The sequence below is a fragment of the Pseudonocardia charpentierae genome (assembly GCF_031845345.1).
Classification (GTDB): domain Bacteria; phylum Actinomycetota; class Actinomycetes; order Mycobacteriales; family Pseudonocardiaceae; genus Pseudonocardia; species Pseudonocardia charpentierae.
Genome location: NZ_JAVREJ010000005.1, coordinates 84,521 through 105,270, shown reverse-complemented (window position 1 = coordinate 105,270; position 20,750 = coordinate 84,521). Strand labels below are relative to the sequence as shown.

The window sequence follows — 20,750 nt, the reverse complement described above, 5'->3', positions numbered from 1 at the left end:
ATGGCTGCCGTGACCCGCACCGCGGTCCAAGACGTCCCACCGATCGGCCGACCGGAGGCCGCACGTCTGGCCCGTGCCGAGTACCAGCGGTTCCTCGAGATGTTGCGCGGCCTGGACCCGGACGGCTGGGAGCGCCCCACCGACTGCACCCGGTGGACGGTCAAGGACGTCGCCGCACACATCGTCGGCGAGACCGAGGCGTTCGCGTCCCTGCGGGAGTTCGTCCACCAGTGGCGGCTCGCACCCCGGGTCCGCCGGGAGATCGGCGCGCACGAGCTGATCGACGGGGTCAACGAGGTGCAGGTCCGCGAGCGCCGGGCGCTGTCGCCCGCACAGCTGATCGAGCGGATGGCGGATCGCACGGAGGCCGCCGCCCGGCTGCGGGAGCGACTGCCGCGCCCGGTGCGCGCCGTGCCGGTGACGTTCCCCGTGGTCGGCCGGCGCTCCGTCGGCTACCTCGTCGACCTCGTCATCACCCGCGACGTCTGGATGCACCGCGTGGACATCTCCCGCGCGACGGGCGCGAATCTCGACCTCACCTCCAAGCACGACGGACGGCTGGTGGCCGACATGGTGTCCGACTGGGCAGCGACGCACGTCGACCCATTCGTCCTGGAGCTCACGGGCCCTGCCGGTGGCGTCTTCGTACGCGGCGACGCCGTCCCGACCCGGGTCGACGCCGTCGAGTTCCTCCGTGTCGTGTCCGGGCGTGGATCGGGCGACGGCGTCCTGGCGCACCCGCTCCCGCTGTGAACGCCGCCCGAGCCGTCGAGGAGATCCCGTTCCTCGACCACGACGAGGCCATGGCACTGGCGGAGGCGGAGGCGGAGTGACGACGGCGCGGCAGGAGTGCATCGGGGTCGTCAGAACGGGGGCGGATCGGGGTCGAGATCGTCGCACCGTGACCCGGAGGCCGGACCCGGCGGGGGTGGAGGGTCCGGGCGGTAGTCGTGAGGTGCGGTGGTGTGCCGGCGCCCGGTCGGAGTCGTCCAGGCCAGAACACCGCCGGACTCGGCTTCGACGCGCCAGCCAGCTCGGTGTTTGAGCCGGTGGTGGTGCGTGCAGTAGCCGCGCAGGTTCTGCTCGCTGGTCTCCCCGCCGTCGGCCCAGGCCACGACGTGATCCAGTTCGGCGTCGACGGCTCTTCGGCGACACCCCGGGAACCGGCAGTACACGTCGCGGGCTCTCACGTGGTCGGCGAGCCCGACGGGTGGGTGGTAGGTGCTGCGGCCGTGATCGAGCAGCGTCCCTGACAGCGGGTCGGTGACCAGCCGCCGCCAGACACTGTCGGCGGCGACCTCACGGGCCAGGCTCGCAGGGATCGGGCCGTGTCCAACCAACTCGCACGGTTGGTCGTCGGCGCCGGTCAGGGTCGAGTAGGGGATCACGACCTGGATCAGCGGCTTGCCCGGCGCGACGGGCTGAACCGGCCGGCCGGGCTCCGCAGCGGGCGTGGCGCCCGTACCCGCATCGGCCCGGCGAGTTCCGGCGTCGCCACTCCCGCCGGTCCCGCCACCGTTCTCGTTGCCGCTGGTCTCGCTGGCGCTGGGCTCGTCGCCGCTGGGCTTGTGGCTCTCGATCTGGTCGGTGGTGCTCGGGTCGGCGGTGCTGTCGGGATCGGCCACGGGGCGGCCGGTGAGCAGGGCGGCGAGGATGTCCGCACGGCGGGCATCTGTTGATCGTGGGTCGTCCGGGCCCAGCCCGCGGGCCAACCGGGTCAGCCAGGTGAACGCCCCCATTGCCTGGGGGGCGGTCAGCAAAGCCCACAACGAGGCCATCCCGTCGGCCTCGGGCGTGACCACCACCCGCCGGTCCCGACGGGCCTCCCGATGCCGAGCCTCGGCACCCTCCGGGTCGACCGCAAGCACAGCCCGCCCGAGCGCTGCCTTCAGCTCGGCCAACGTCTGCCCAGGCGCCTCCGGCAGGACCCGGTCCTGCACCGCCCGCGCCAACGCCGGGGCCAGCATCCAGGTCGCGTCGTCCACCGTCCGCGCCTTGGAGGTGTCGATCCGCCCCGCTTCCCACGCCGCGTGGGTTTCCGGCAGCACCGCCAGCAGCCGACACGCGGTGCCGATCCGGGCGCAGGCGGTACCCCGGGACAGGTGCAGAGCGACTCCGGCCTCGTCCGGGGCGTACTCGCTCCCGATGCACGCCCACCGCGCCGAGTGCGGCGCCAGATCCGAAGGCCGCCGCGCGGCCAGCTCCGCAAGCAACCGGGCCTGCCGCGCCGCCGCCCACGACGCCAGGCGGTCGAACCCGACCATCGCCTCGATCAGCGTTGCGTCGTCGAGCAGGCGGGGGTCGGCGGTGGCGGAGTCCAGATCCAGCGCCAGCCACCCCGACGGCTCGCAACTCCCGAATCCCGGCTCCGACTGGTTGATCGCCCACTCGACGGGCAAGAAGTCGGACATCGGCTCGTCGGTCGGGTCCGACAGCCACTCCGGAACGCCGTCGACGTCGGCGAGCAGCCGCTCGCACGCCCCGTCGAGATCGTCAGCGGTCAGGTGGTCGCCGCACCCCGCACAACGCTCGCCGACAACGCTTTCGAACATGTGTTCGATTCCATCGCAAGATCGCTATCTCCCCCTCGGCAGGTCAACCGACCGACGGCTTCTCCGGCGCCCCGCGGTCCGTGTCCGACGCCGTGAAGAACGAGACCTTGCCGTCGGTCTCCAGCACCGCGAGGTCCACCTCCGTCAGCCGTCGGACCCCCCTTCTCCCGCGCCGACGCCATGAGGTCGGAGATCGACATCCGCTCGCGGGTCATGACGTCCAGCAGCGGCTCGCCCGCCTTCATGATCACCACCGGCACCCCGTGCACCAGCGGCCGGATCCGCCGCCAGCGGGTGTTCGCCCACGAGACGAGGATCGTGAGCAGGGCGAACACACTCACCGCGAGCACCCCGGACGTCACGGAGTAGTCCTGCTGCGTGACCGACTGCTGGACGAGGTCGCCCATCGTCACGTAGAGCAGGAGCTGGAAGGTGCTCAGCTCCCCCAGCGTCGACCGCCCGACGACCCGGGTCACCAGCCACAGGAACAGGAAGATCACGACCGCGCGGACGACGACCTCCATCAGGGCACCAGCCAGGTCCGGAAGGGCACGGTGACGATCTCGGAACCGCCGTCGAGGACGGTCACCTCACCGGAGGCGCCGAGCTGGCTCGACGGCTGGATGTAGGCGTCGAAGTGCACCAGCACGACAGGCACCTCCTCGCGAACTGTCGGTCCTCCGGGGCAGGATGAAGTGGTGACCAACCCGACGCGTTCCGGGCTCGACCTGCGCTGGGTCGACGCCGCCGTCCGCCCGCAGGACGACCTGTTCACCCACCTCAACGGCGTCTACCTGCGCGAGCATGAGATGCCGGCCGACCGCTCCCAGGACGGTGCGTTCCGCGACCTGCGCGACCGCGCCGAGGAGGACGTGCGCGCGATCGTCGACGAGTCGGCGTCGGCGGACGGCCCCGATGCACAGCGGATCGCCGCGCTGTACGCGTCGTTCATGGACGTCGAGCGCGTCGAGGTCCTCGGCGTCACACCACTGCAGCCGCTGCTCGACGAGGTCGCCGCGGCTGACGACAAAGCCGCGCTCGCCGCCGTGCTGGGCCGTCGGCAACGGCAGGGTCGCGTGGCGCTGTTCGGCACGTACGTCGGCACGGACGCGAAGAACTCCAGCCGCTACCTGGTGCACCTGAGCCAGTCCGGGCTGGGCCTGCCGGACGAGTCGTACTACCGCGACGACGCGAACGCCGAGATCCGCACCGAGTACGTCGCGCACCTCGCCCGGCTCGCCGAGCTGGTCGGCATCGAGGGTCCTCAGGAGATCGCCGAGCAGGTCATGGACCTGGAGACGGCGCTGGCGGCCGCCTCCTGGGACCGGGTCACCAACCGTGACGCCGAGAAGACCTACACGCTCATGACGCTGCCTGCGCTGCAGACCAACGCACCCGGCTTCGACTGGGAGCCCTGGCTCGCGGCGCTGCAGGCCCCCGACGGCGCCCTCGCCGAGATCGTGGTGCGCCAGGCCAGCTTCGTCGCTGCGGCAGCGGCCCTGTGGGCCGACCGTCCGCTCGCGCAATGGAAGGCGTGGCTCGCGATCCGCACGGCGTCGGCCTGCGCCGACTACCTGAACGACGCCGTGGTGCATGAAGACTTCGCCTTCTACGGCCGCACCCTGTCGGGCACCCCGGAGCTGCGCGAGCGGTGGAAGCGCGGCGTGTCGCTGGTGGAGGGCGCGCTCGGCGAGGCGGTCGGCAAGCTCTACGTCGAGCGGCACTTCCCCGCGGCGGCCAAGGAGCGGATGGTCACCCTCGTCGCGAATCTCGTCGAGGCGTACCGGCAGAGCATCTCGACGCTCGACTGGATGGGCTCGGCGACGCGGGAGCGGGCGCTGGCGAAGCTCGCGAAGTTCACGCCCAAGATCGGTTACCCGGACGTGTGGAAGGACTACTCGGCGCTGCACGTGCAGGCGGACGACCTGCTCGGCAACGTGTTGCGGGCGGGCGAGTGGGAGACGGACCAGGAGCTGGCCAAGATCGGTAAACCGGTCGACCGCGACGAGTGGCTGATGACCCCGCAGACGGTCAACGCCTACTACCACCCGCGCATGAACGAGATCGTGTTCCCGGCCGCCATCCTGCAGCCGCCGTTCTTCGACGCCGAGGCCGACGACGCCGCGAACTACGGCGGGATCGGCGCGGTGATCGGGCACGAGATCGGGCACGGCTTCGACGACCAGGGCAGCAAGTACGACGGCGACGGCAACCTCACCGACTGGTGGGAGCCGGAGGACCGGGCCGAGTTCGAGCGCCGCTCCAAGGCCCTGATCGCCCAGTACGACGCGCTGACCCCGGCGGGGTTGTCCGAGCACCACGTCAACGGCGCGCTGACCGTCGGGGAGAACATCGGCGACCTCGGCGGGCTCACGATCGCGCTCAAGGCCTACCGGATCGCGACCGAGGGCAGCGAGCCTCCGGTGCTCGACGGGTTCACGGGGCTGCAGCGGGTGCTGCTCGGGTGGGCGCAGGTGTGGCGGGCCGTCACCCGCGCCGAGGAGGCGGTGCGGCGGCTGGCCGTCGACCCGCACTCGCCGCCGGACCTGCGCTGCAACGCCGTGGTCACCAACCTCGACACGTTCCACGAGGTGTTCGACGTGCAGGAGACGGACGCGCTGTTCACCCCGCCCGGGCAGCGGGTCCGCATCTGGTGAGCACGGCGAGGGTCGCGGGCCAGCCCGAAGGGGGTGTCTGGCCTGTGCCATGATGTCCGACTCGTCCGCCGTCTGCACGACCGGTGGGCCGGCGTCGGGCACAGTCGTGCGTGGGACGGGAGCCGTGGCGCAACTGTCGGTCGACCACGCTGATCCGCACCCCGTCGACGAGAGGCGGACCCCGGTTCTGGCCGCCGACGGCCGCCGACTGGTGCCGGTTCTGACCTACCACTCGGTCAGCGACGACCCGCCGGGGCCGATCCGCCGCTGGTCGGTGACGCCTGCCCGGCTGCGGGCGCACCTCACCGCACTCCGGCACGCGGGCTTCACCGGGCTCACCGTCACCGAGCTCCTGGCCTGCTACCGCGGCACGCGCACGCTCCCGGAGCGGCCCGTCGTCCTCACCTTCGACGACGGGTACGAAGACTTCCTGCTCGAGGCGCTGCCTGCGCTGACCGACGCGGGCTTCCCGTCGACGCTCTACGCGAGCTCGGGTCTGCTGCGCGACGAGAAGTCTGCGGCGCAGCGGCCCGGCCGGATGCTCGACTGGGGCCAGCTCGGCGAGGTCGCCGCTGCGGGTGTCGAGATCGGGGCGCACAGCCATACGCACCGCGAGCTGGACACGCTCTCGCGGCGGGAGGCGGCCTGGGAGGTCGAACACTCGGGACAGCGGCTGCGCGACGAACTCGGGCTGCCGGTCAGCACGTTCGCCTACCCGTACGGCTACTCGAACCGTGACGTCCGGGCCGCGGTCCGCGACGCAGGCTACGACGCGGCGTGCGGGGTGAAGAACGCCTACAGCCACACCGGCGACGACCGGTGGGCGCTGTCGCGGATCCTCGTCGAACGCGACCTCGACACCGCCGCGTTGACGCGCCTGGTCACCTGGCCCGTCCTGCCGATCGGATGGCGGCGTGAGCGGCCCCGGACCGTCGCCTGGCGCACCTACCGGCGCGCCCGGGCGCTGACGCTGGCCGCTCGCGGAGGCGCCACGCCCGTCGCGCTGAACGGCCACGTCCCGGTCGCCGTGCTCGACGTCGAGCTCGCCCTGCCGCTTCCGCCGCTGGACGCGCGCCGCCCGGCGGACGTGCTGGTGCGGTTGCACGGCCGCCCGCTCGGGAGGGTGCGGGTGGACGCGGGCGGCTCGCTGGCGGACTCCGTGGTGGAGCACCTGGGCTCGGCGGTCGGGCAGCACCTCGCCGACGACGGCCTTCCGCCGACGGATGAGGCGCCGGGCGTCCCGGAGCAGCACGGGCCGCCGTGGCCGTGTCACCGTGCCCCGGCGGCTCTGACCCGCTCCACCAGCGTCGTCATCCCCACGGTGGGCCGCCCGCGCTACGTCGTCGACCTCGTGCACTCCCTGCTGGCCGGCGACGTGGCCCCCGACGAGGTCATCGTCGTCGACAACCGGCCGGCCGACACCGCGACGGCGACGGTCCTCGACCGCGACTTCGCCGACGAGCCCCGCGTGCACTACCTGGCCGAGCCGGTCGCGGGGGCGTCGCTGGCCCGCAACGCCGGCCTACGCGCCGCCCGCAGTGATCTGGTCGCCTTCCTGGACGACGACGTGGTCGCCGACCGGGGCTGGCTCGCGTCGGTGCACGAGGCGTGGGACGCCGTGCCGGACGTCGGCGCCGTCACCGGCCTGATCCTGCCCACCGAGCTGGAGACGCACGGGCAGCAGCTGGTCCAGGCCTACGGCGGTTTCGACAAGGGGTTCACGCGCCGCGTCTTCGACCTCGACGAGCATCGGCTCGCGCACCCGCTCTACCCCTACCTGGTGGGGGCCTACGGCTCGGGGGCGAACGCCGTGTTCGACCGCGCCGGAATCACCGCGCTCGGTGGCTTCGACACCCGGCTGGGTCCGGGCACACCGACCAAGGCCGGTGAAGACCTCGACGTGCTGCTGCGCACGGTCCTGGGTGGCCGGGCGATCGTCTACGAGCCCGCGGCGCTGGTGCGCCACCACCACCGCCGCGACGACACGGGTCTACGGACGATGGCCTACGACTACGGCATCGGCCTGAGCGCCCTGTTCGTCAAGCACCTGGTGACCGACCCGCGGTCGCTGCTGTCGATCGGCAGGCGCGTCCCGGCAGGCCTGCGCCTGCTGCTGGCTCCCGACTCGACCCGCAACGCGAACCGCCGCGAGGCCCACTACCCCACCGAGCTGACGGTGCGGGAGCTGCTCGGGATCGCGGCGGGCCCGCTGGCGTTCGCCCGCAGCGCCCGCCGCGCCCGGAGCCGCGTCAGACCGTGATGACCTCGACGAGCCCGTCGAGGCCTCGGAAGTCGTCGGGATTGCGGGTGTACAGCGCGGCGTCGTGCGCATGCGCGGTCGCCGCGATGAGCAGGTCCATGGTGCGGGCACGGGGTTGCCGACCGGCCGCGACGACCGCCGCAGCGAGCTGCCCGTAGCTGGCGGCGACGGCGTCGTCGACGGGCAGGGGATCGAAGGCCCTTTGGAGAACGCTCAACCGGCGCAGTCGCTCGGCCCGGATACTCTGCTCGCGCGCCACCAGGACGCCGAAATGCAGCTCGGCCACGGTCACCACGCTCACCGCCAGATCCCCGTCCAGCGGCGGGACGTCGGCCGCGATGACGAGGTTCGTGTCGAGGATCGCTCTCATGCCGGTGGCCACCGGTCGAGCAGGGAGTCGTCGATCGCCTGCCGGTCGTCGGTCCATTGCGGATCTGCTGCGCCGTCGAACAGCTCCGCAACCGCGGAGTAAGGGCGCCACGCACGTGGAGCCGCAGGCACCATCCGCACACTGGGCCGACCGGCGACAGTGATCATCACCTCTTCGCCCGCCTCCACCCTGCGGACGAGTTCGGACGCCTGCTGGCGCAGCTCACGCAGGCCGACGACCACCATGACCCGAGAGTAGCACTTGTGCAACCCTCGGTGCGGTCAGCTCGCCTTCTCCCGCACGTACGCTCCCGGAGCCTCCTCGACCGGGGTGTACGTGGCGCTGCCCGGCTTCTTCCGCGCGACGACCTGCGTGCCGGCCTGCGGCGCCAGCCACGCGTACCACGCCGGCCACCAGCTGCCCGCAACCTTCTCCGCGCCGTCGAACCAGCCCTCCGGCTCGGCGTCCAACGTGTCGTTCGTCCAGTAGTTGCGCTTGTTCTTCGCCGGCGGGTTGATCACCCCGGCGATGTGGCCGCTGGCCCCGAGGACGAACGTGACGTCGTTCGACAGCAGCTGGGTGCTCGCGTACGACGACTTCCACGGGACGATGTGGTCTTCCTTCGACGCGTAGAGGAACGTCGGCACGTCGATGCTCCGCAGATCCACCGGCTGGCCGAGCTGGGTGGTGCCGCCCGGCTCGCGGACCTTGTTGTCCAGGTAGCAGTTGCGCAGGTACCAGCAGAAGAACGGGCCGGGCAGGTTCGTGTCGTCGCTGTTCCAGTACAAGAGGTCGAACGGCGGCGGCGCCTGGCCCTTGAGGTAGCCCTTCACGACATAGGGCCAGATCAGGTCGTTGGCCCGCAGCGAGGCGAACACCTGCGCGAGCTCGCTGCCCTTGAGCAGGCCGCCCTTGCCGATCGCCGACTCCCGCTTGGCCAGCATCTCCGGGGTGACCAGCAGACCGAGGTCACCGGTCTCGCTGAAGTCGAGCAGCGTCGTCAGGAGCGTCATGCTGGCGGCGGGGTGCTCGTCGCGCGCGGCCAGCACCGACAGGGCACTGGCCAGCAGCGTGCCGCCGATGCAGAACCCGAGCGTGTTCACCTTGTCCGCGCCGGTGATCTCCTGCGCCACGCCGATCGCCTTGATCACACCCTCGGACACGTAGTCGTCCCAGGTGAGCGTGCCCATGTCCGCGTTCGCGTTGCGCCACGACGCGAGGAACACGGTGTGCCCCTCGGCGACCGCGTGCCCGACGAAGGAGTTCGCGGGCTGCAGGTCGAGGATGTAGTACTTGTTGATGCACGGCGGGATGATCACCAGCGGGCGCTTGTAGACCTTCGCCGTGGTCGGCGTGTACTGGATGAGCTGGATGATCTCGTTCTGGAACACGACGGTGCCCGGTGTCGTGCCGACGTTGCGGCCCACCTCGAACGCCGTCTCGTCGGTCATCGCGATCCGGCCCTTGGCCAGGTCTTCGGTGAAGAGACGCATCCCCTCCAGCAGGCTCGCCCCACCGGTCTCCATCGCGAGCTGCAGCGCCTCGGGGTTGGTCGCGAGCGTGTTGGCCGGGCTCAGCGCGTCCATGACCTGCTGCAGCGCGAACCCCCATTGGGCCTTGCTGCGCTCGTCGAGCGGTGCGGCGGCGAGCGCCTTGCGCATGAGGTCGGTCTGCGTCAGGTAGGTGCGGGCGACCGCCTCGTAGCGCGGGTCTTTCGACCAGGCGTCGTCGGCGAAGCGCCGGTCCTTGATCGGCCCTGCCGCGGGGGACGGGGAGCCCGGCATCAGCGCCGTCCACGGGGCGGCAAGCGTCTTGAGCGCCTCGAGCTGCAGCGCGGTGATGTCGGCGACCGCCTTCGTCCACGGTGCTGCCGCGGCGGTCATCGCCTTCGCGGTGTCCGCGATGTGCAGGTCGGGCCACATCACGTGCTCGGTGGACATCAGCTCGGTGAGCCAGCGGGTCGGGTCAGGTGTCGGTTGGGACATCGTTGCTCCCTGGGCAGCCGGGTCGATTTCCGATCCTGCTCCGACTCCCCCGTTGAGGCATAGTCAACGCGCTCGAGTTCCCGCTCAATGAACAGCGCGGGCCTCCCGCTCGCTGCGCGCCTTGAGTCCCTCGGCCTCCATTCGGAGGTACCGCCGGGTGATCCGGTCGAGCAGCACCCCGACGAATCGGGCCCCCGGCCCACGCTGCGTCAGCCGCAGCGTGGCCGTGCAGCCGCCGTTGATGCGCGGGGCGAGCACGTGCTCGCCGACCCCGCGGGACACCGCGGACCCGGCCGACCAGGTGAACGACCGGCCCTCGTCGACCTCGGTCACGGTGTAGGTGAGCGTCGGCAGCCGCGGCTGGGCCACCACCACCCGCTCCCCCACGGCCAGTGGCCCTGTCTGCGACCGCTTCACCGACGAGATCGACGCCGTCCACTCCGGCCAGCGCTCGACGTCGCTGACCACCGCCCAGACGGTCGACGCGGGCGCGTCGATGTCGATGCTGCGCTGAACCACCACCGTCACCTCGCGATTCTCGCACCGACTCCCGACCGCGCCGTGAGCAACTGTGCGGCGTTCACCGCGCTGTTGATCGACACTTCGGCGCGGAAGCCGGGTGCGGCCACCAGGTCTCCGACCAGGAAGACCCCGTCGCCACGGTCGACCGCCGGCCGGTCGCGCCAGGTGTGGCCTGGCAGGTCCAGGGCTCCGGACCGCCCGGCGGCGACCCCTCGACGCCGCCAGGCGAGCCGGTCGCGCCATCCCGGAAGGCCGAGGTCGAGCAGGTGCTCGAGGCGGGCGTGGGCCGCGTCCCGCGGCTCGCCCGGCTTGAGCGGCATGTCGGCCTGCACGAGCGAGTGCCCGGCCGGGGCGAGCGTGGAGTCGATCCCGCTGGCCCGCTCGACGAGACCCGCGTCGTCGAGATCGGCGATGAAGAACGCGTCGCGGCGGTCGGGCACGAGACCGACGTCGAGCAACACGCATGCTCCGCTCTCCCAGGCGAGCGTGTCGTCGCCCAGCAGGGACCGCGCCGACTCCAGCTGGGTCGCGACGATGACCGGGGCCGTCGGCAGGCTGTCGACCCGCGACGACGTCGCGATCCGCACCCCCAGCTCGCGGGCCCGCCCGGCGAGCCGGTCGACCACGGCCGGCCAGCCGCCGACGGGCCACCGGACGATGGGCGTTCCGGCCGCGGTGACGCGGAGCAGCAGGTCCCAGACGAAGGCGGCCGAGAGCCGGCCCGGGTCGGAGTCGAAGGTGATGACCCCGACGAGCTTCGCGGCGGCCCGCGCGGCCTCCGCCCCGTGCAGTGCAGTGGCCCACGTGTGGAAGTCGACGTCCACCGGAGCCCGGCGGCGCCGGTGGGCGAGCAGTGGGAGCAGGCCGGCCGGCGGTGTCCGCCGGAGGCGCCCGCCGCGGTGGAACCACGTTCCCCGGATCCCGCGCAGCGGGAAGGTCGCGACCGGGCCGACCAGGTTGCGCTCGACCAGCCACTGCCAGTGCGGCCCGTCCGCGTAGAAGGCGTGCGGGCCCTCCTGAGCACGCCACGGCGCGGCCGACGTGCGGGCGCGGCCGCCCAGCGTCGCGTGCGCCTCGTGGACGACGACGTCCGCGCCGCCTTCCGCGCAGGCGACGGCGGCGGTCAGCCCCGCCAGCCCGCCGCCGATGATGGTGATCTCGGACATGTGATGGTCCTCCGTTCTGTGGTTCCGCGTGTGCGGACCCACGACACGGACGCACGGGAACGCCATGCTGTGACATGTCACGGCGGCGGCACGGCGCGCGTCCTCGATGCGACCCGCGAGGAGGAGTTCATGCCCGACACCGCCGAAGCCGCGTTCACCGCCCACCGCTCCCGGCTCGTCGGGGTCGCCTACCGGCTGCTCGGCTCGGTCGGCGACGCCGAGGACGTCGTGCAGGAGGCCTGGCTGCGGTGGGCCCGGGTGGACACGGCCACGGTCGCCGACCCCCTGGCGTTCCTCGTCCGCACCGTCAGCCGGCTCGCCCTGGACCGGATGCGCCGGGTCGCCGCCCGCCGCGAGACCTACGTCGGCCCGTGGCTGCCCGAACCCGTCCTCACCGGCGGCCCGGACGATCCGGCGGCGGAGGCGGAGCGCGCGGCGTCGGTCTCGATGGCGATGCTCGTGGTGCTGGAGACGCTGACCCCGCTGGAGCGCACCGTGTTCGTGCTGCACGAGGCCTTCGCCTACTCCTACGGCGAGATCGCGGAGATCGTCGACCGCAGCCCGGCGGCGGTCCGCCAGCTCGCCCACCGGGCGCGGGAGCACGTCGCCGCACGACGGCCGCGCTTCGCCGCGGACCCGGCGATGCGACGCGCGGCGACCGAACGGTTCCTGCACGCCACCCTGGAGGGCGATCTCGACGCCCTGCTGGAGCTGCTCGCCCCCGACGCGACCCTGTGGGCCGACGGCGGCGGGAAGGCGAAGGCGCCGCGGCGCCCGATCCACGGCGCCGACAAGATCGCCCGCTTCTTCGCGGCGGTCGGCACCGAGCCTCTCCCGCCCGGCGCGTTCGTCGAGATCGTGGAGGTCAACGAAGGTCCGGCGGCCGTGCTGGTCGGTCCGGCGGGGCCGATCGCGGTGCTGCAGCTCGACCTGGGCGACGACCACCGCGTCACCGACGTCCGGTTCGTCGGCAACCCGGACAAGCTGGCCGGCCTCGCGGCGCTGCGCTCGGGAGACTGAGCCTCGACGCTGCGGTGTCTGCTGCGGAAGGATGCGCCATCGGCCCGCCTGCGGGCGCCTCCGAGCGGAAGGACGACGCCCATGAGCGAGCCCCGGACCGTCGCCGTCGTGGGAGCCGGTCTCGCCGGCGCCAAGACCGTGGAGGCACTGCGCGCCGAGGGGTTCGACGGCCGCATCGTCCTGTTCGGCGAGGAGTCGCACCGCCCCTACGAGCGGCCCCCGCTGTCCAAGGGCTACCTGCAGGGCAACGACGAGCTCGAGACGGTCTTCGTCCACCCGGAGGGCTGGTACGCCGAGCACGACGTCGACCTCCGGCTGGGCGTGCCGGTGACCGGCCTGGACCGGCACGCGCGTGAGCTGATGACCCGCGACGGCGACGCCGTGCACTACGACCGACTCGTGCTGGCCACCGGCGCCACACCGCGTCGGCTCCGTCTGCCGGGCGGAGACCTGCCGGGGGTGCGCTACCTCCGCTCCGTCGACGACAGCGACGCGCTGCGCGCCGCGTTCCGTCCCGGGGCGAACGTGGTCGTGGTCGGGGCGGGATGGATCGGCCTCGAGACCGCGGCCGCCGCCCGGGGCGCCGGCGCCACCGTGACCGTGCTGGAGAGCGCCGAGCTCCCGTTGCTGCGCGTGCTCGGCCCACGGATGGCGCAGGTGTTCGCCGGGCTGCACCGGGAGAACGGCGTCGACCTCCGCTTCGGGGTGGGTGTCGCCGCCATCCACGGCGACGGATCCGCGGTCACCGGTGTCGAGCTCGACGACGGTAGCGTGATCGAGGCGGACACGGTGGTGGTCGGGGTGGGGGTGACACCCAACGTCGACCTCGCCCAGATGGCCGGGCTGGACGTCGACAACGGGGTGCTGGTCAACGCGAGCCTGCGCACCTCGGACCCGCACGTCTTCGCCGTCGGCGACATCGCGAACGCCGAGCACCCGGTGCTGGGGCGCCGCATCCGTGTGGAGCACTGGGCGAACGCGCTGCACCAGCCGGAGGTGGTGGCGAAGTCGGTCCTCGGCCGCGAGGCCGTGTACGACCGGCTGCCCTACTTCTTCACCGACCAGTACGACCTCGGCATGGAGTACGTCGGCTACGCGAGCGCCGACGACGACGTGGAGGTCCGCGGCGACCTCGACGGACGCGAGTTCGTCGCGCTCTGGACACGCGAGGGCAAGGTCGTCGCCGGGATGAACGTCAACGTCTGGGACGTGACGGACCGGATCCGTGACCTCATCCTGGCCGGGCAGCCCGCGGACGCCTTCGAGCTGCCGGCCCCGTCAGCCTGATCTGTCAGCCTGATCCGTCTTCGTCCAGCAAGGTGACGGTGCCCGCGTCGCCGTCCACCCGCACCCGCGCGCCGTCCGGGATCCGCCGGGTGGCGACGTTCGTGCCGAGCACGGCCGGGATGCCGTACTCGCGGGCCACGATCGAGCTGTGGCTCAGCGGGCCGCCGACGTCCGTCACCACCGCCGACGCCATCGCGAACAGCGACGTCCAGGCCGGTGTGGTGATACTCGCGACCAGGACGTCGCCCGGCCGGAGGCGGCCGAAGTCGGCCGGGCCGCCCAGCACCCGAGCGGTCGCGGTGACCTGGCCGACGCTCGCGCCGATCCCCCGCAGCACCGCGCCGGTCTGTTCCCCCGACGAGGCGGGCAGCCACCGCGCGAACGCCTTCTCCCACCAGCTGCCGAGCGGCAGCACCTGGGGCGGCGTCACCTGCCGCTGCCCGCGCCACACCGCGCGCCGCTGCGCCACGACGTCGGACCGCGGGACGGGCGGGTCGGCGAGGATCTCGGCGCGGTGCAGCCAGAACACGTCGTCCGGCCGCTCCACGACCCCGGCAGCCACCAGCCGGGCGCCGAGCTCGCGCAGCATCCGGCGCAGCTGCGGCCAGGCGAGCCCCACGTCGGCGAGGGCATCTTCGCGCAGCGGCGCGGCCGACTGCGCCCAGCGCAGCAGCCGGCGGAAGGCGGCCCGACGCACCGGGTCCAACCGCGCGGCGACCGCGGTGGTCGCCTCCTCGCGGCGCTGGGCCGCCTGCCGCTGCCGCCGGGTCGGATCAGCGCCACCGCCGTCGAGGTAGAACCGCAGCGTGCCGAGCAACGGGGCCGGATCGTCGGCCGGGACGGCCACCGCGATGTCCAGGTTGTAGACGGTGTGGCCGTGGACGGCCAGGTGCTGCTGGAACCGGTCGCACCACTCCTGCCACGTCGCGGCGTCTACTCCGGCCGGGGGCCCGTCGGCCTCGATCGCGGCGACCGTGCTCGCCGTCGAGGCTGCGCTCAACGCGGCCACCAGCGCCGGACGCGTCCGCGTCCAGGTGGCGAGGTCGTAGAGCGACCGCTCGGCGCGGATCGGCGCGCTGTCGAAACCCAGGAGGAAGGTCGCCGCCGGTGGGCCGCCCGGCCGGCGCACGAGCCGCTCGTAGAACCGCGTGAACACCGACTCGCTGCTGACCGCGAGCGGGATGATCGTCTGCACCGCGGTGTAGTAGGTCGTGCCCGCGTCGAGCAGCTCCGCGGCGCCGTCGAGCAGCTCCGCGTCCGTCAGACCCTCGACGGGCCGGGCGCTCGCACGTTCGACAGCCTCGACGTACTGCGGGTGCGCCCGCTCCTGCCACCGGGCCCGCAGGCTCTGCCGTCCGCGGCGCAGGAGTGCGCGGAACGCCGGGAGCGAGGCCAGTGTCAGCCGGGCCATCCCGCGGCGGCTGTAGCGGTAGTAGGCGTAGCCGTTGACCGTCGGCAGCGCGACGTCGCCCTCCCCCACCACGTCGCTGCGGCCCAGGAGCTCGCCGAACACGGCCTGCAGCGACCGGGTGACCGATCCGTCGACCAGCTCGGCGAACAGCGGCGTCAGCGGATCGGGAAGCTGCTCGACGATGCTCGCCCGCACGTAGAACGACGACCGGTCGGGCACCGACCAGTCGGTGGGTGGCGGGGCCGCGGGCTCGGGCAGCGCGGTGATCGGCCGCGACTGCACGATCGCGAACGCCCCGTCCGCCCGGGCCCATTCGACGTCCTGCGGCGCGCCGAACCACTCCTCGATCCGGGTGCCGAGCGCGGCCAGCGCGGTGGCCTCGGCGTCGTCGAGCACGGGACGGCTGCGCTGCTCGGCGGGCACCGGCCGATCTTCCGTTCCCCGCCCGGTCGCGACGGTGCGCACGGCCTTGTCCGCCGTGGAGCGTGACCGGACGCGGCCGGTGCCCTTCTCGACCACGAGGTCGTCCGTGGTCACGGCGCCGCTCACCACCGCCTCGCCGAGGCCCCACGCGGCGGCGAGCACGATCTCGTCGCGGGCGCCCGTGGTCGGGTTCGCGGTGAACATGACTCCGGCGGCGTCGGCGTCGACCATCTCCTGGACGACGACCGCGAGCGCCACCTCCTCCGGATCGATCCCGCGCCGGACCCGGTACGCGACGGCCCGGGACGTCCACAGCGACGCCCAGCAGTCGCGGACCGCGATAAGCAGCGCGTCGTCGCCCCGGACGTCGAGGAACGTGTCCTGCTGGCCGGCGAAGCTCGCGTCGTCGAGGTCTTCGGCGGTGGCCGACGACCGGACCGCGACGGCCGGCCCCAGCTCCGTGCGGGCGGCACGCAGCTCCGCCGCGATCTCGTCCGGGACCGGTGCGGTGAACAGCGCGCGGACGTCGTCCGCCCTGCCGTCGGACGCCGCCGCGACGATCTCGTCGCCGATACCGCTCGCGGCGACGTAGGCGCGATAGGCCGCCGTGGTGAGCACGAAGCCGGGCGGCACCGGCAGGCCCGCCCTGGTCAGCTCCCCCAGGTTCGCTCCCTTGCCGCCCGCGACCGCGAGGTCGCCCCGCCCGAGATCGGCCAGCTGCGTGATGTACCGCATGCCGCCAGTGTGGACCCCGGCACCGACAGGAAGCGGCGGCCGCAGCCGGGGTCAGGCGAAGCGGCGCGACAGCAGGCCGGCGATGCCGACGAGCAGCGCGAACAGTGGGTAGACCAGCGACGAGCTGTACGGCAGTCCGAGCACCAACGTCGCCGCGAACGACGCGCCGGCGAGCACAAGCGTGGCGACCCCGATCCCGACGGGCAGAATCCGGTCGCGGACGGCGGCGAGGCCGACGAAGGCCATCACGGCGAGCGCGGGCAGGAACGACGCGGTGGAGAGCTGGTCGGCGAGCACGGCGATCGTGGCGGACGCCTCGGGGGTGTACATCGGCGAGTCCATGGCGCCTGGCAGCCCACCCGCGGCGATGTAGCGGATGGCCGCCCCGAGCGTGCCGGAGGCGAGCAGCGCGATCGACGCCCAGCGCAGCGGCTCGGCGGTCCGCGGGGAGTGGGTCGCGACGAAACGGGTCAGTCCGAACAGGAACGCGAAGGCCGCGACGATCCCGAGCAGGTGCAGCCCTGCTCCGATCTTGACGGGCAGCTCGCCGTTGAGGTTCGCCAGGACGAAGGCGGTGCCCGGCTGGCCGTCGACATCGCGGAACGTGCCCGGACCCTGGGCCAGGATCGTGCCGGACACCCCGACGGCGACGGCCGAGAGGATCCCGGCGTACGGCCACACCGTGTCACGAGGCCGCACCCGGTTGAGGTGCGCGGACAGGACGGGGGTGGTCGTGCTGGCCATGGTTCCTCCGATGACGTGCGGCTGCCGCAACACTCGTCGGATCCGTCCGGTTCCCCCAGCGCACCATCATGACGATCACCTGTGGTGGAAGGGCGGCGCCCGACGGGGATGCCACCACCCCTGCGGAATCAGTCCGGGACGATCTCGCCCTGGACGACCTCGCCGCCCGCCTGCACGGCCCCTGTCTGAACCACCTCGGCGCGCACCACCCGCGGGACGACGGGCGGGAAGGTCCGCATCGCATACCCCGCGATGGTCTTGCAGCTCACGCCGTCCACCGCCGCCCCGATCGGGCCGCCGACCAGCGGGACGAGCTTGGTCAGGTTGATGACGCCCTTCTCGCCCGCCTTCGAGACCAGCCGGTAGCCGACCCGCTTGTTGAGCTCGGTGAGCACGCGGACGGGCAGCCGCTCCAGCGCCGCGGCCGTGGACCGCTGGCCGATCTGGACGCCCGTGTTGCGCAGCACCGCCGTGCCGGCGCTGCCCAGCAGCGCCACGAGGATGCCGCTGCGGACCTCGTCGGTCTCGACGTCGTACCCGCGGAGGTGGGCGATGCCGGCGCACATGCGCGTCGCGATGATGTACATGCCGGCCATGGCCGCCGGCACCGTGACCGGCATGGTGACGATCCCGCCGAGACCCGTCACGAATCCGGACACCGCGGCGAGCCGGACGTGCGTGGCGACGAGCCGCCGGATCGCCTCCTCGCGGTCACCGCCCGCGGTGATGAGGTGCTCCTCGGCGGTCTCGACGGCGGTCGAGAGGGGGCCGACCCCCCGGATCCCCAGCTCGACGACCTGCGCGACGAGCCGATCCCCCAGCGCTGCGAACGTACTGTCGTCGACCACGGTTCCATTGTGCCCGGCCGCGAGGAGGCGGCAGGCCTCGTGCCGGTGGTCGACGCCCCGCGCCGGCACACAGAAAGCCGGGCCGGCACACACGTCGTGCACTGTGTGCCGGCCCGGCTTCTCCTGTGCGAGCGCGCCCGTTCCTCTGTGTCGGCGCTGCACGTCAGTTGTCCGGCGTCAACGCGTCCTTGAGCTTGCCCACGACGTTCTGCGCACCCTGGGCGTAGGCGCCACGCGCGTCGCCCGGCTTGGCGGGGCCCTGGCTGCCGTCGTAGGTGACGAACTGCTTCGGGTCCGGCGGCGGCAGCAGGCCGGTGTCGTCGGTCAACGGCTCCAGCGGCTCGGTGCGGAACGGCTGGCCGTCGATCAGGCTGTTCGACGTCGCCCACAAGCCCTCACCGGCCCGGCTCCCCGGGGTGGACGTGTAGAACACATGCGCGGCGTCCGCATTCTCCCACTCCCCGTTGGAGTGCTCGATCACCCCGTCGGTGAAGCCGTCCATCTGCAGCTGCTCGATGCCGAGGAGCCACTGCTGCTGGTGGTAGGTGTCGCGGGCGAGGTTGAACGCGAGCATGTCCTTGACGCCCCGGTCGTCGGTCATGTTCGCGATGCGGCTGGTCATCAGCCGGCTCTGCCCCTCGGCCGCCGCGTTGGAGCGGAAGTCGGTGAGCAGGTTCCCGCTGGCGACGATGTAGCCGGTGTTCCACGGCACGCCCTGGCTGTTCGTCGGCATGGCGTTCCCGCCGCTGACGATGGCGTGCTGCGGGTTCTGCCCACCGAGCACCGCAGCGAGCACCGGGTTCGCGGCCGCCGCCTTCTCGGTCGTCTCGCCGGGAGCGCCCTCGAGGAGCCGGGCGAGCATGACGGTGAGCATCTCGACGTGGCCGATCTCCTCCGTTCCGATGTCCATGATCATGTCCTTGTACTTGCCGGGGACGCGACAGCTCCAGCCCTGCCACAGGTACTGCATCATCACGGTCATCTCGCCGAACTGGCCGCCCAGGATCTCCTGGAACTTCATCGCGAACAGCGCATCGGGCTTCTCGGGCTTCGACGTGAACTGCAGTTCGCGGACGTGGCGGTACATCCGTACTCCCTTCGTCGACGCCGGCAGTCGCGTGCCCGGCCTCGAGGTCCCGCCGGCAGCGTCCCTGCCGACGGCGGAGCAGGTGCCCCGAAAGTGGTCGATGAATCCCCGATTCGCCGATCGTTTTACGGCGCCGTCGCCGTTCGCCGCACGGGCTCATCCCGCGGGGTGGGGCGCAGGTTCACCCTCTTCGTCGGCGGCGTACGCGTCCGCCACGATCCGCCGCAGCTCCGACCGCTCCGGGCGCCACCCGAGCTCGGTGCGGATCCGGCTCGCATCGGCGAGCAGCTCGGCGGGCTCGGCCGCCGGTGGCAGGTGGCGCACCGGGAGTCGGCGGCCGGCCACCGCCTCCGCCGCGGCGACGACGTCCATGATCGTGCTCCGCCGGCCACAGCCGACGTTGTAGACGGTCCAGTGGCCCGGGCGGCACGCGTCGAGAGCCAGGGCGAACGCGTCGGCCATGTCCGCGACGTGCAGATAGTCGCGCACCACGCTCCCGTCGCCGTTCACGGTCAACTCCGCCGCCCGCCCCCGCGCGACGGCGACGGCCTTCGCTACCAGGCGTGTCTCGTCGCGGTCGCCGTGCCCGGGCAGGCCGCCGGCGACGTTGAACGCCCGCAGGCTCACCGCACCGATCACCCCGGTGTCGGCCAGGTCGGCGACCGCCCGGTCCGCGGCGAGCTTGCTCGCGCCGTACGGATGCGTCGGCTGCGTGGGCGCATCCTCGGTGATCAAAGCCGCGCCCGGCTCGCCGTACACGGCGCAGGTCGACGCCACGACCAGCCGCGCGGGCGGGCCCCCCTGCGCCGCGAGCGCCTGCAGCACCGCGAGAGTGCCGCCGACATTCGTCCGCCAGTACCCGACGGGGTCGGCCCGCGAGTCGCGCACCCGCACCAGCGCGGCGAGGTGGCACACGGCGTCGAACCGTTGCATGAACGCCGCCCGGACCGCCGCGTCGTCGCGCACGTCGCCGACGATCCGGCCCACCCGGTCGGGCAGACGGCCGCCCGACCGCGCCAGCCCCCACACCTCGTGGCCGTCGCGGCACAGCCGGGCGGCCACCGCGTACCCGACGAAGCCCGTCGCCCCGGTGACGAGCACCCTCATCGTCGCTCCCGCACGTGAGATGGACACCAGCGACGTCGATCATGCCGGGCCACGGACCGCCAACGCCCCCACCAGGCAGCCGAATGCCGCCGTCGAGCACACGGCGCGCACGATGTTCCACCGCACCCAGACGCCTTCGAACGCCGCACGGACCGCTGCGGGATCCGCGAGGGTGGCGGGATCGCCCGCTGCGGCGAGGCGGTCGTTCAGCGGCACGTTGATCCGGAGGGTGATCACCAGCACGGCCGCGTACAACACCAGCCCGGCGACGATCCACGGCAGCCCCGGCCGCCCGAGGTGCAGTACCGCCGCGGCGGCGGCGAACATCAGTGCTCCGCCGAAGCAGATCCCGAACCAGCCGTTGAGGATCGCCGCGTTCGTCTGCTGCATCGCCTCGACGAACGTCCGGTCGCCGGCCCTGGCCAGCCCCGGCATCACCGCGTAGGAGTACGCGGCGAACAGACCGGCCATGAGCCCGTTCGTGATCGTCGCCCCGATGAGTGTCGCCGTCGCCCAGCCCGTGGTCATGGCGTCGAGTCAACAGCAAGTATGTGAGAGGAACCATCGCACAGAGCC

At 72.7% G+C, this 20,750-nt stretch carries 19 protein-coding genes; 5 read left to right on the top strand and 14 right to left on the bottom strand.

Annotated features, from left to right (window positions below):
• Nucleotides 1-753, top strand: coding sequence for a maleylpyruvate isomerase family mycothiol-dependent enzyme (locus tag RM445_RS09870; RefSeq protein ID WP_311555859.1), 753 nt, complete (start codon nucleotides 1-3; stop codon nucleotides 751-753).
• Between the two features lie 110 nt (nucleotides 754-863).
• Here RM445_RS09870 and RM445_RS09865 read toward each other — a convergent pair whose 3' ends face one another.
• From RM445_RS09865 to RM445_RS09855, 3 genes are read right to left on the bottom strand one after another with little or no spacing between them, the layout of a single operon-like run.
• Nucleotides 864-2,552, bottom strand: a complete 1,689-nt coding sequence (locus RM445_RS09865) for an HNH endonuclease signature motif containing protein (RefSeq protein ID WP_311555858.1) — start codon at nucleotides 2,550-2,552, stop codon at nucleotides 864-866.
• Entirely contained in the window at nucleotides 2,501-3,076 is a 576-nt protein-coding gene (locus RM445_RS09860; RefSeq protein ID WP_311555857.1) for a DUF421 domain-containing protein, read from the bottom strand. The genes RM445_RS09865 and RM445_RS09860 overlap by 52 nt, the downstream gene beginning before the upstream one ends.
• Nucleotides 3,076-3,201: a hypothetical protein gene (locus tag RM445_RS09855; RefSeq protein ID WP_311555856.1), complete on the bottom strand. Its 126-nt coding sequence runs from the start codon at nucleotides 3,199-3,201 to the stop codon at nucleotides 3,076-3,078. The genes RM445_RS09860 and RM445_RS09855 overlap by 1 nt, the downstream gene beginning before the upstream one ends.
• 49 nt (nucleotides 3,202-3,250) lie before the next feature.
• Between RM445_RS09855 and RM445_RS09850 the strand changes: the two genes are divergently transcribed.
• Nucleotides 3,251-5,209, top strand: coding sequence for a M13 family metallopeptidase (locus RM445_RS09850; protein WP_311555855.1), 1,959 nt, complete (start codon nucleotides 3,251-3,253; stop codon nucleotides 5,207-5,209).
• 124 nt (nucleotides 5,210-5,333) lie between these two features.
• Nucleotides 5,334-7,469: a polysaccharide deacetylase family protein gene (locus tag RM445_RS09845; RefSeq protein WP_311555854.1), complete on the top strand. Its 2,136-nt coding sequence runs from the start codon at nucleotides 5,334-5,336 to the stop codon at nucleotides 7,467-7,469.
• On the opposite strand, the gene RM445_RS09840 is transcribed toward RM445_RS09845, so the two are convergent.
• From RM445_RS09840 to RM445_RS09820, 5 genes are all read right to left on the bottom strand, one after another.
• Nucleotides 7,459-7,839 carry a type II toxin-antitoxin system VapC family toxin gene (locus RM445_RS09840; RefSeq protein ID WP_311555853.1) on the bottom strand — a complete coding sequence of 127 codons (381 nt, stop codon included), beginning with the start codon at nucleotides 7,837-7,839 and terminating at the stop codon, nucleotides 7,459-7,461. The genes RM445_RS09845 and RM445_RS09840 overlap by 11 nt on opposite strands.
• Nucleotides 7,836-8,084 carry a type II toxin-antitoxin system Phd/YefM family antitoxin gene (locus tag RM445_RS09835; protein WP_311555852.1) on the bottom strand — a complete coding sequence of 83 codons (249 nt, stop codon included), beginning with the start codon at nucleotides 8,082-8,084 and terminating at the stop codon, nucleotides 7,836-7,838. The genes RM445_RS09840 and RM445_RS09835 overlap by 4 nt, the downstream gene beginning before the upstream one ends.
• Before the next feature lie 36 nt (nucleotides 8,085-8,120).
• On the bottom strand, nucleotides 8,121-9,824 hold the full coding sequence (locus RM445_RS09830) for a PHA/PHB synthase family protein (protein ID WP_311555851.1): 1,704 nt from the start codon (nucleotides 9,822-9,824) through the stop codon (nucleotides 8,121-8,123).
• Nucleotides 9,825-9,908: 84 nt separating this feature from the next.
• Nucleotides 9,909-10,352: an SRPBCC family protein gene (locus RM445_RS09825; RefSeq protein ID WP_311555850.1), complete on the bottom strand. Its 444-nt coding sequence runs from the start codon at nucleotides 10,350-10,352 to the stop codon at nucleotides 9,909-9,911.
• Nucleotides 10,349-11,512, bottom strand: coding sequence for an NAD(P)-binding protein (locus tag RM445_RS09820; RefSeq protein WP_311555849.1), 1,164 nt, complete (start codon nucleotides 11,510-11,512; stop codon nucleotides 10,349-10,351). The genes RM445_RS09825 and RM445_RS09820 overlap by 4 nt, the downstream gene beginning before the upstream one ends.
• Nucleotides 11,513-11,641: 129 nt before the next feature.
• On the opposite strand from RM445_RS09820, the gene RM445_RS09815 reads away from it, so the two are divergent.
• On the top strand, nucleotides 11,642-12,532 hold the full coding sequence (locus RM445_RS09815; RefSeq protein ID WP_311555848.1) for an RNA polymerase sigma-70 factor: 891 nt from the start codon (nucleotides 11,642-11,644) through the stop codon (nucleotides 12,530-12,532).
• An 81-nt stretch (nucleotides 12,533-12,613) separates the two neighbouring features.
• Nucleotides 12,614-13,819: an NAD(P)/FAD-dependent oxidoreductase gene (locus tag RM445_RS09810; RefSeq protein ID WP_311555847.1), complete on the top strand. Its 1,206-nt coding sequence runs from the start codon at nucleotides 12,614-12,616 to the stop codon at nucleotides 13,817-13,819.
• Nucleotides 13,820-13,823: 4 nt separating this feature from the next.
• On the opposite strand, the gene RM445_RS09805 is transcribed toward RM445_RS09810, so the two are convergent.
• The 6 genes from RM445_RS09805 to RM445_RS09780 all read right to left on the bottom strand — a co-directional run bounded on the left by RM445_RS09805 (nucleotide 13,824) and on the right by RM445_RS09780 (nucleotide 20,702).
• Complete coding sequence (locus tag RM445_RS09805; RefSeq protein ID WP_311555846.1) at nucleotides 13,824-16,388, bottom strand: PEP/pyruvate-binding domain-containing protein; 2,565 nt, start codon at nucleotides 16,386-16,388, stop codon at nucleotides 13,824-13,826.
• A 51-nt stretch (nucleotides 16,389-16,439) separates the two neighbouring features.
• Entirely contained in the window at nucleotides 16,440-17,132 is a 693-nt protein-coding gene (locus RM445_RS09800; protein ID WP_311555845.1) for a hypothetical protein, read from the bottom strand.
• Nucleotides 17,133-17,260: 128 nt separating this feature from the next.
• Nucleotides 17,261-17,980, bottom strand: coding sequence for an EcsC family protein (locus RM445_RS09795; protein WP_311555844.1), 720 nt, complete (start codon nucleotides 17,978-17,980; stop codon nucleotides 17,261-17,263).
• Nucleotides 17,981-18,143: 163 nt separating this feature from the next.
• A complete protein-coding gene (locus tag RM445_RS09790) occupies nucleotides 18,144-19,067 on the bottom strand; it encodes a manganese catalase family protein (RefSeq protein WP_311555843.1) in 924 nt (307 codons plus the stop codon).
• Between the two features lie 156 nt (nucleotides 19,068-19,223).
• Nucleotides 19,224-20,174, bottom strand: a complete 951-nt coding sequence (locus tag RM445_RS09785) for an NAD-dependent epimerase/dehydratase family protein (RefSeq protein WP_311555842.1) — start codon at nucleotides 20,172-20,174, stop codon at nucleotides 19,224-19,226.
• Nucleotides 20,175-20,213: 39 nt separating this feature from the next.
• Complete coding sequence (locus tag RM445_RS09780) at nucleotides 20,214-20,702, bottom strand: anthrone oxygenase family protein (RefSeq protein ID WP_311555841.1); 489 nt, start codon at nucleotides 20,700-20,702, stop codon at nucleotides 20,214-20,216.
• Nucleotides 20,703-20,750: the final 48 nt, after the last annotated feature.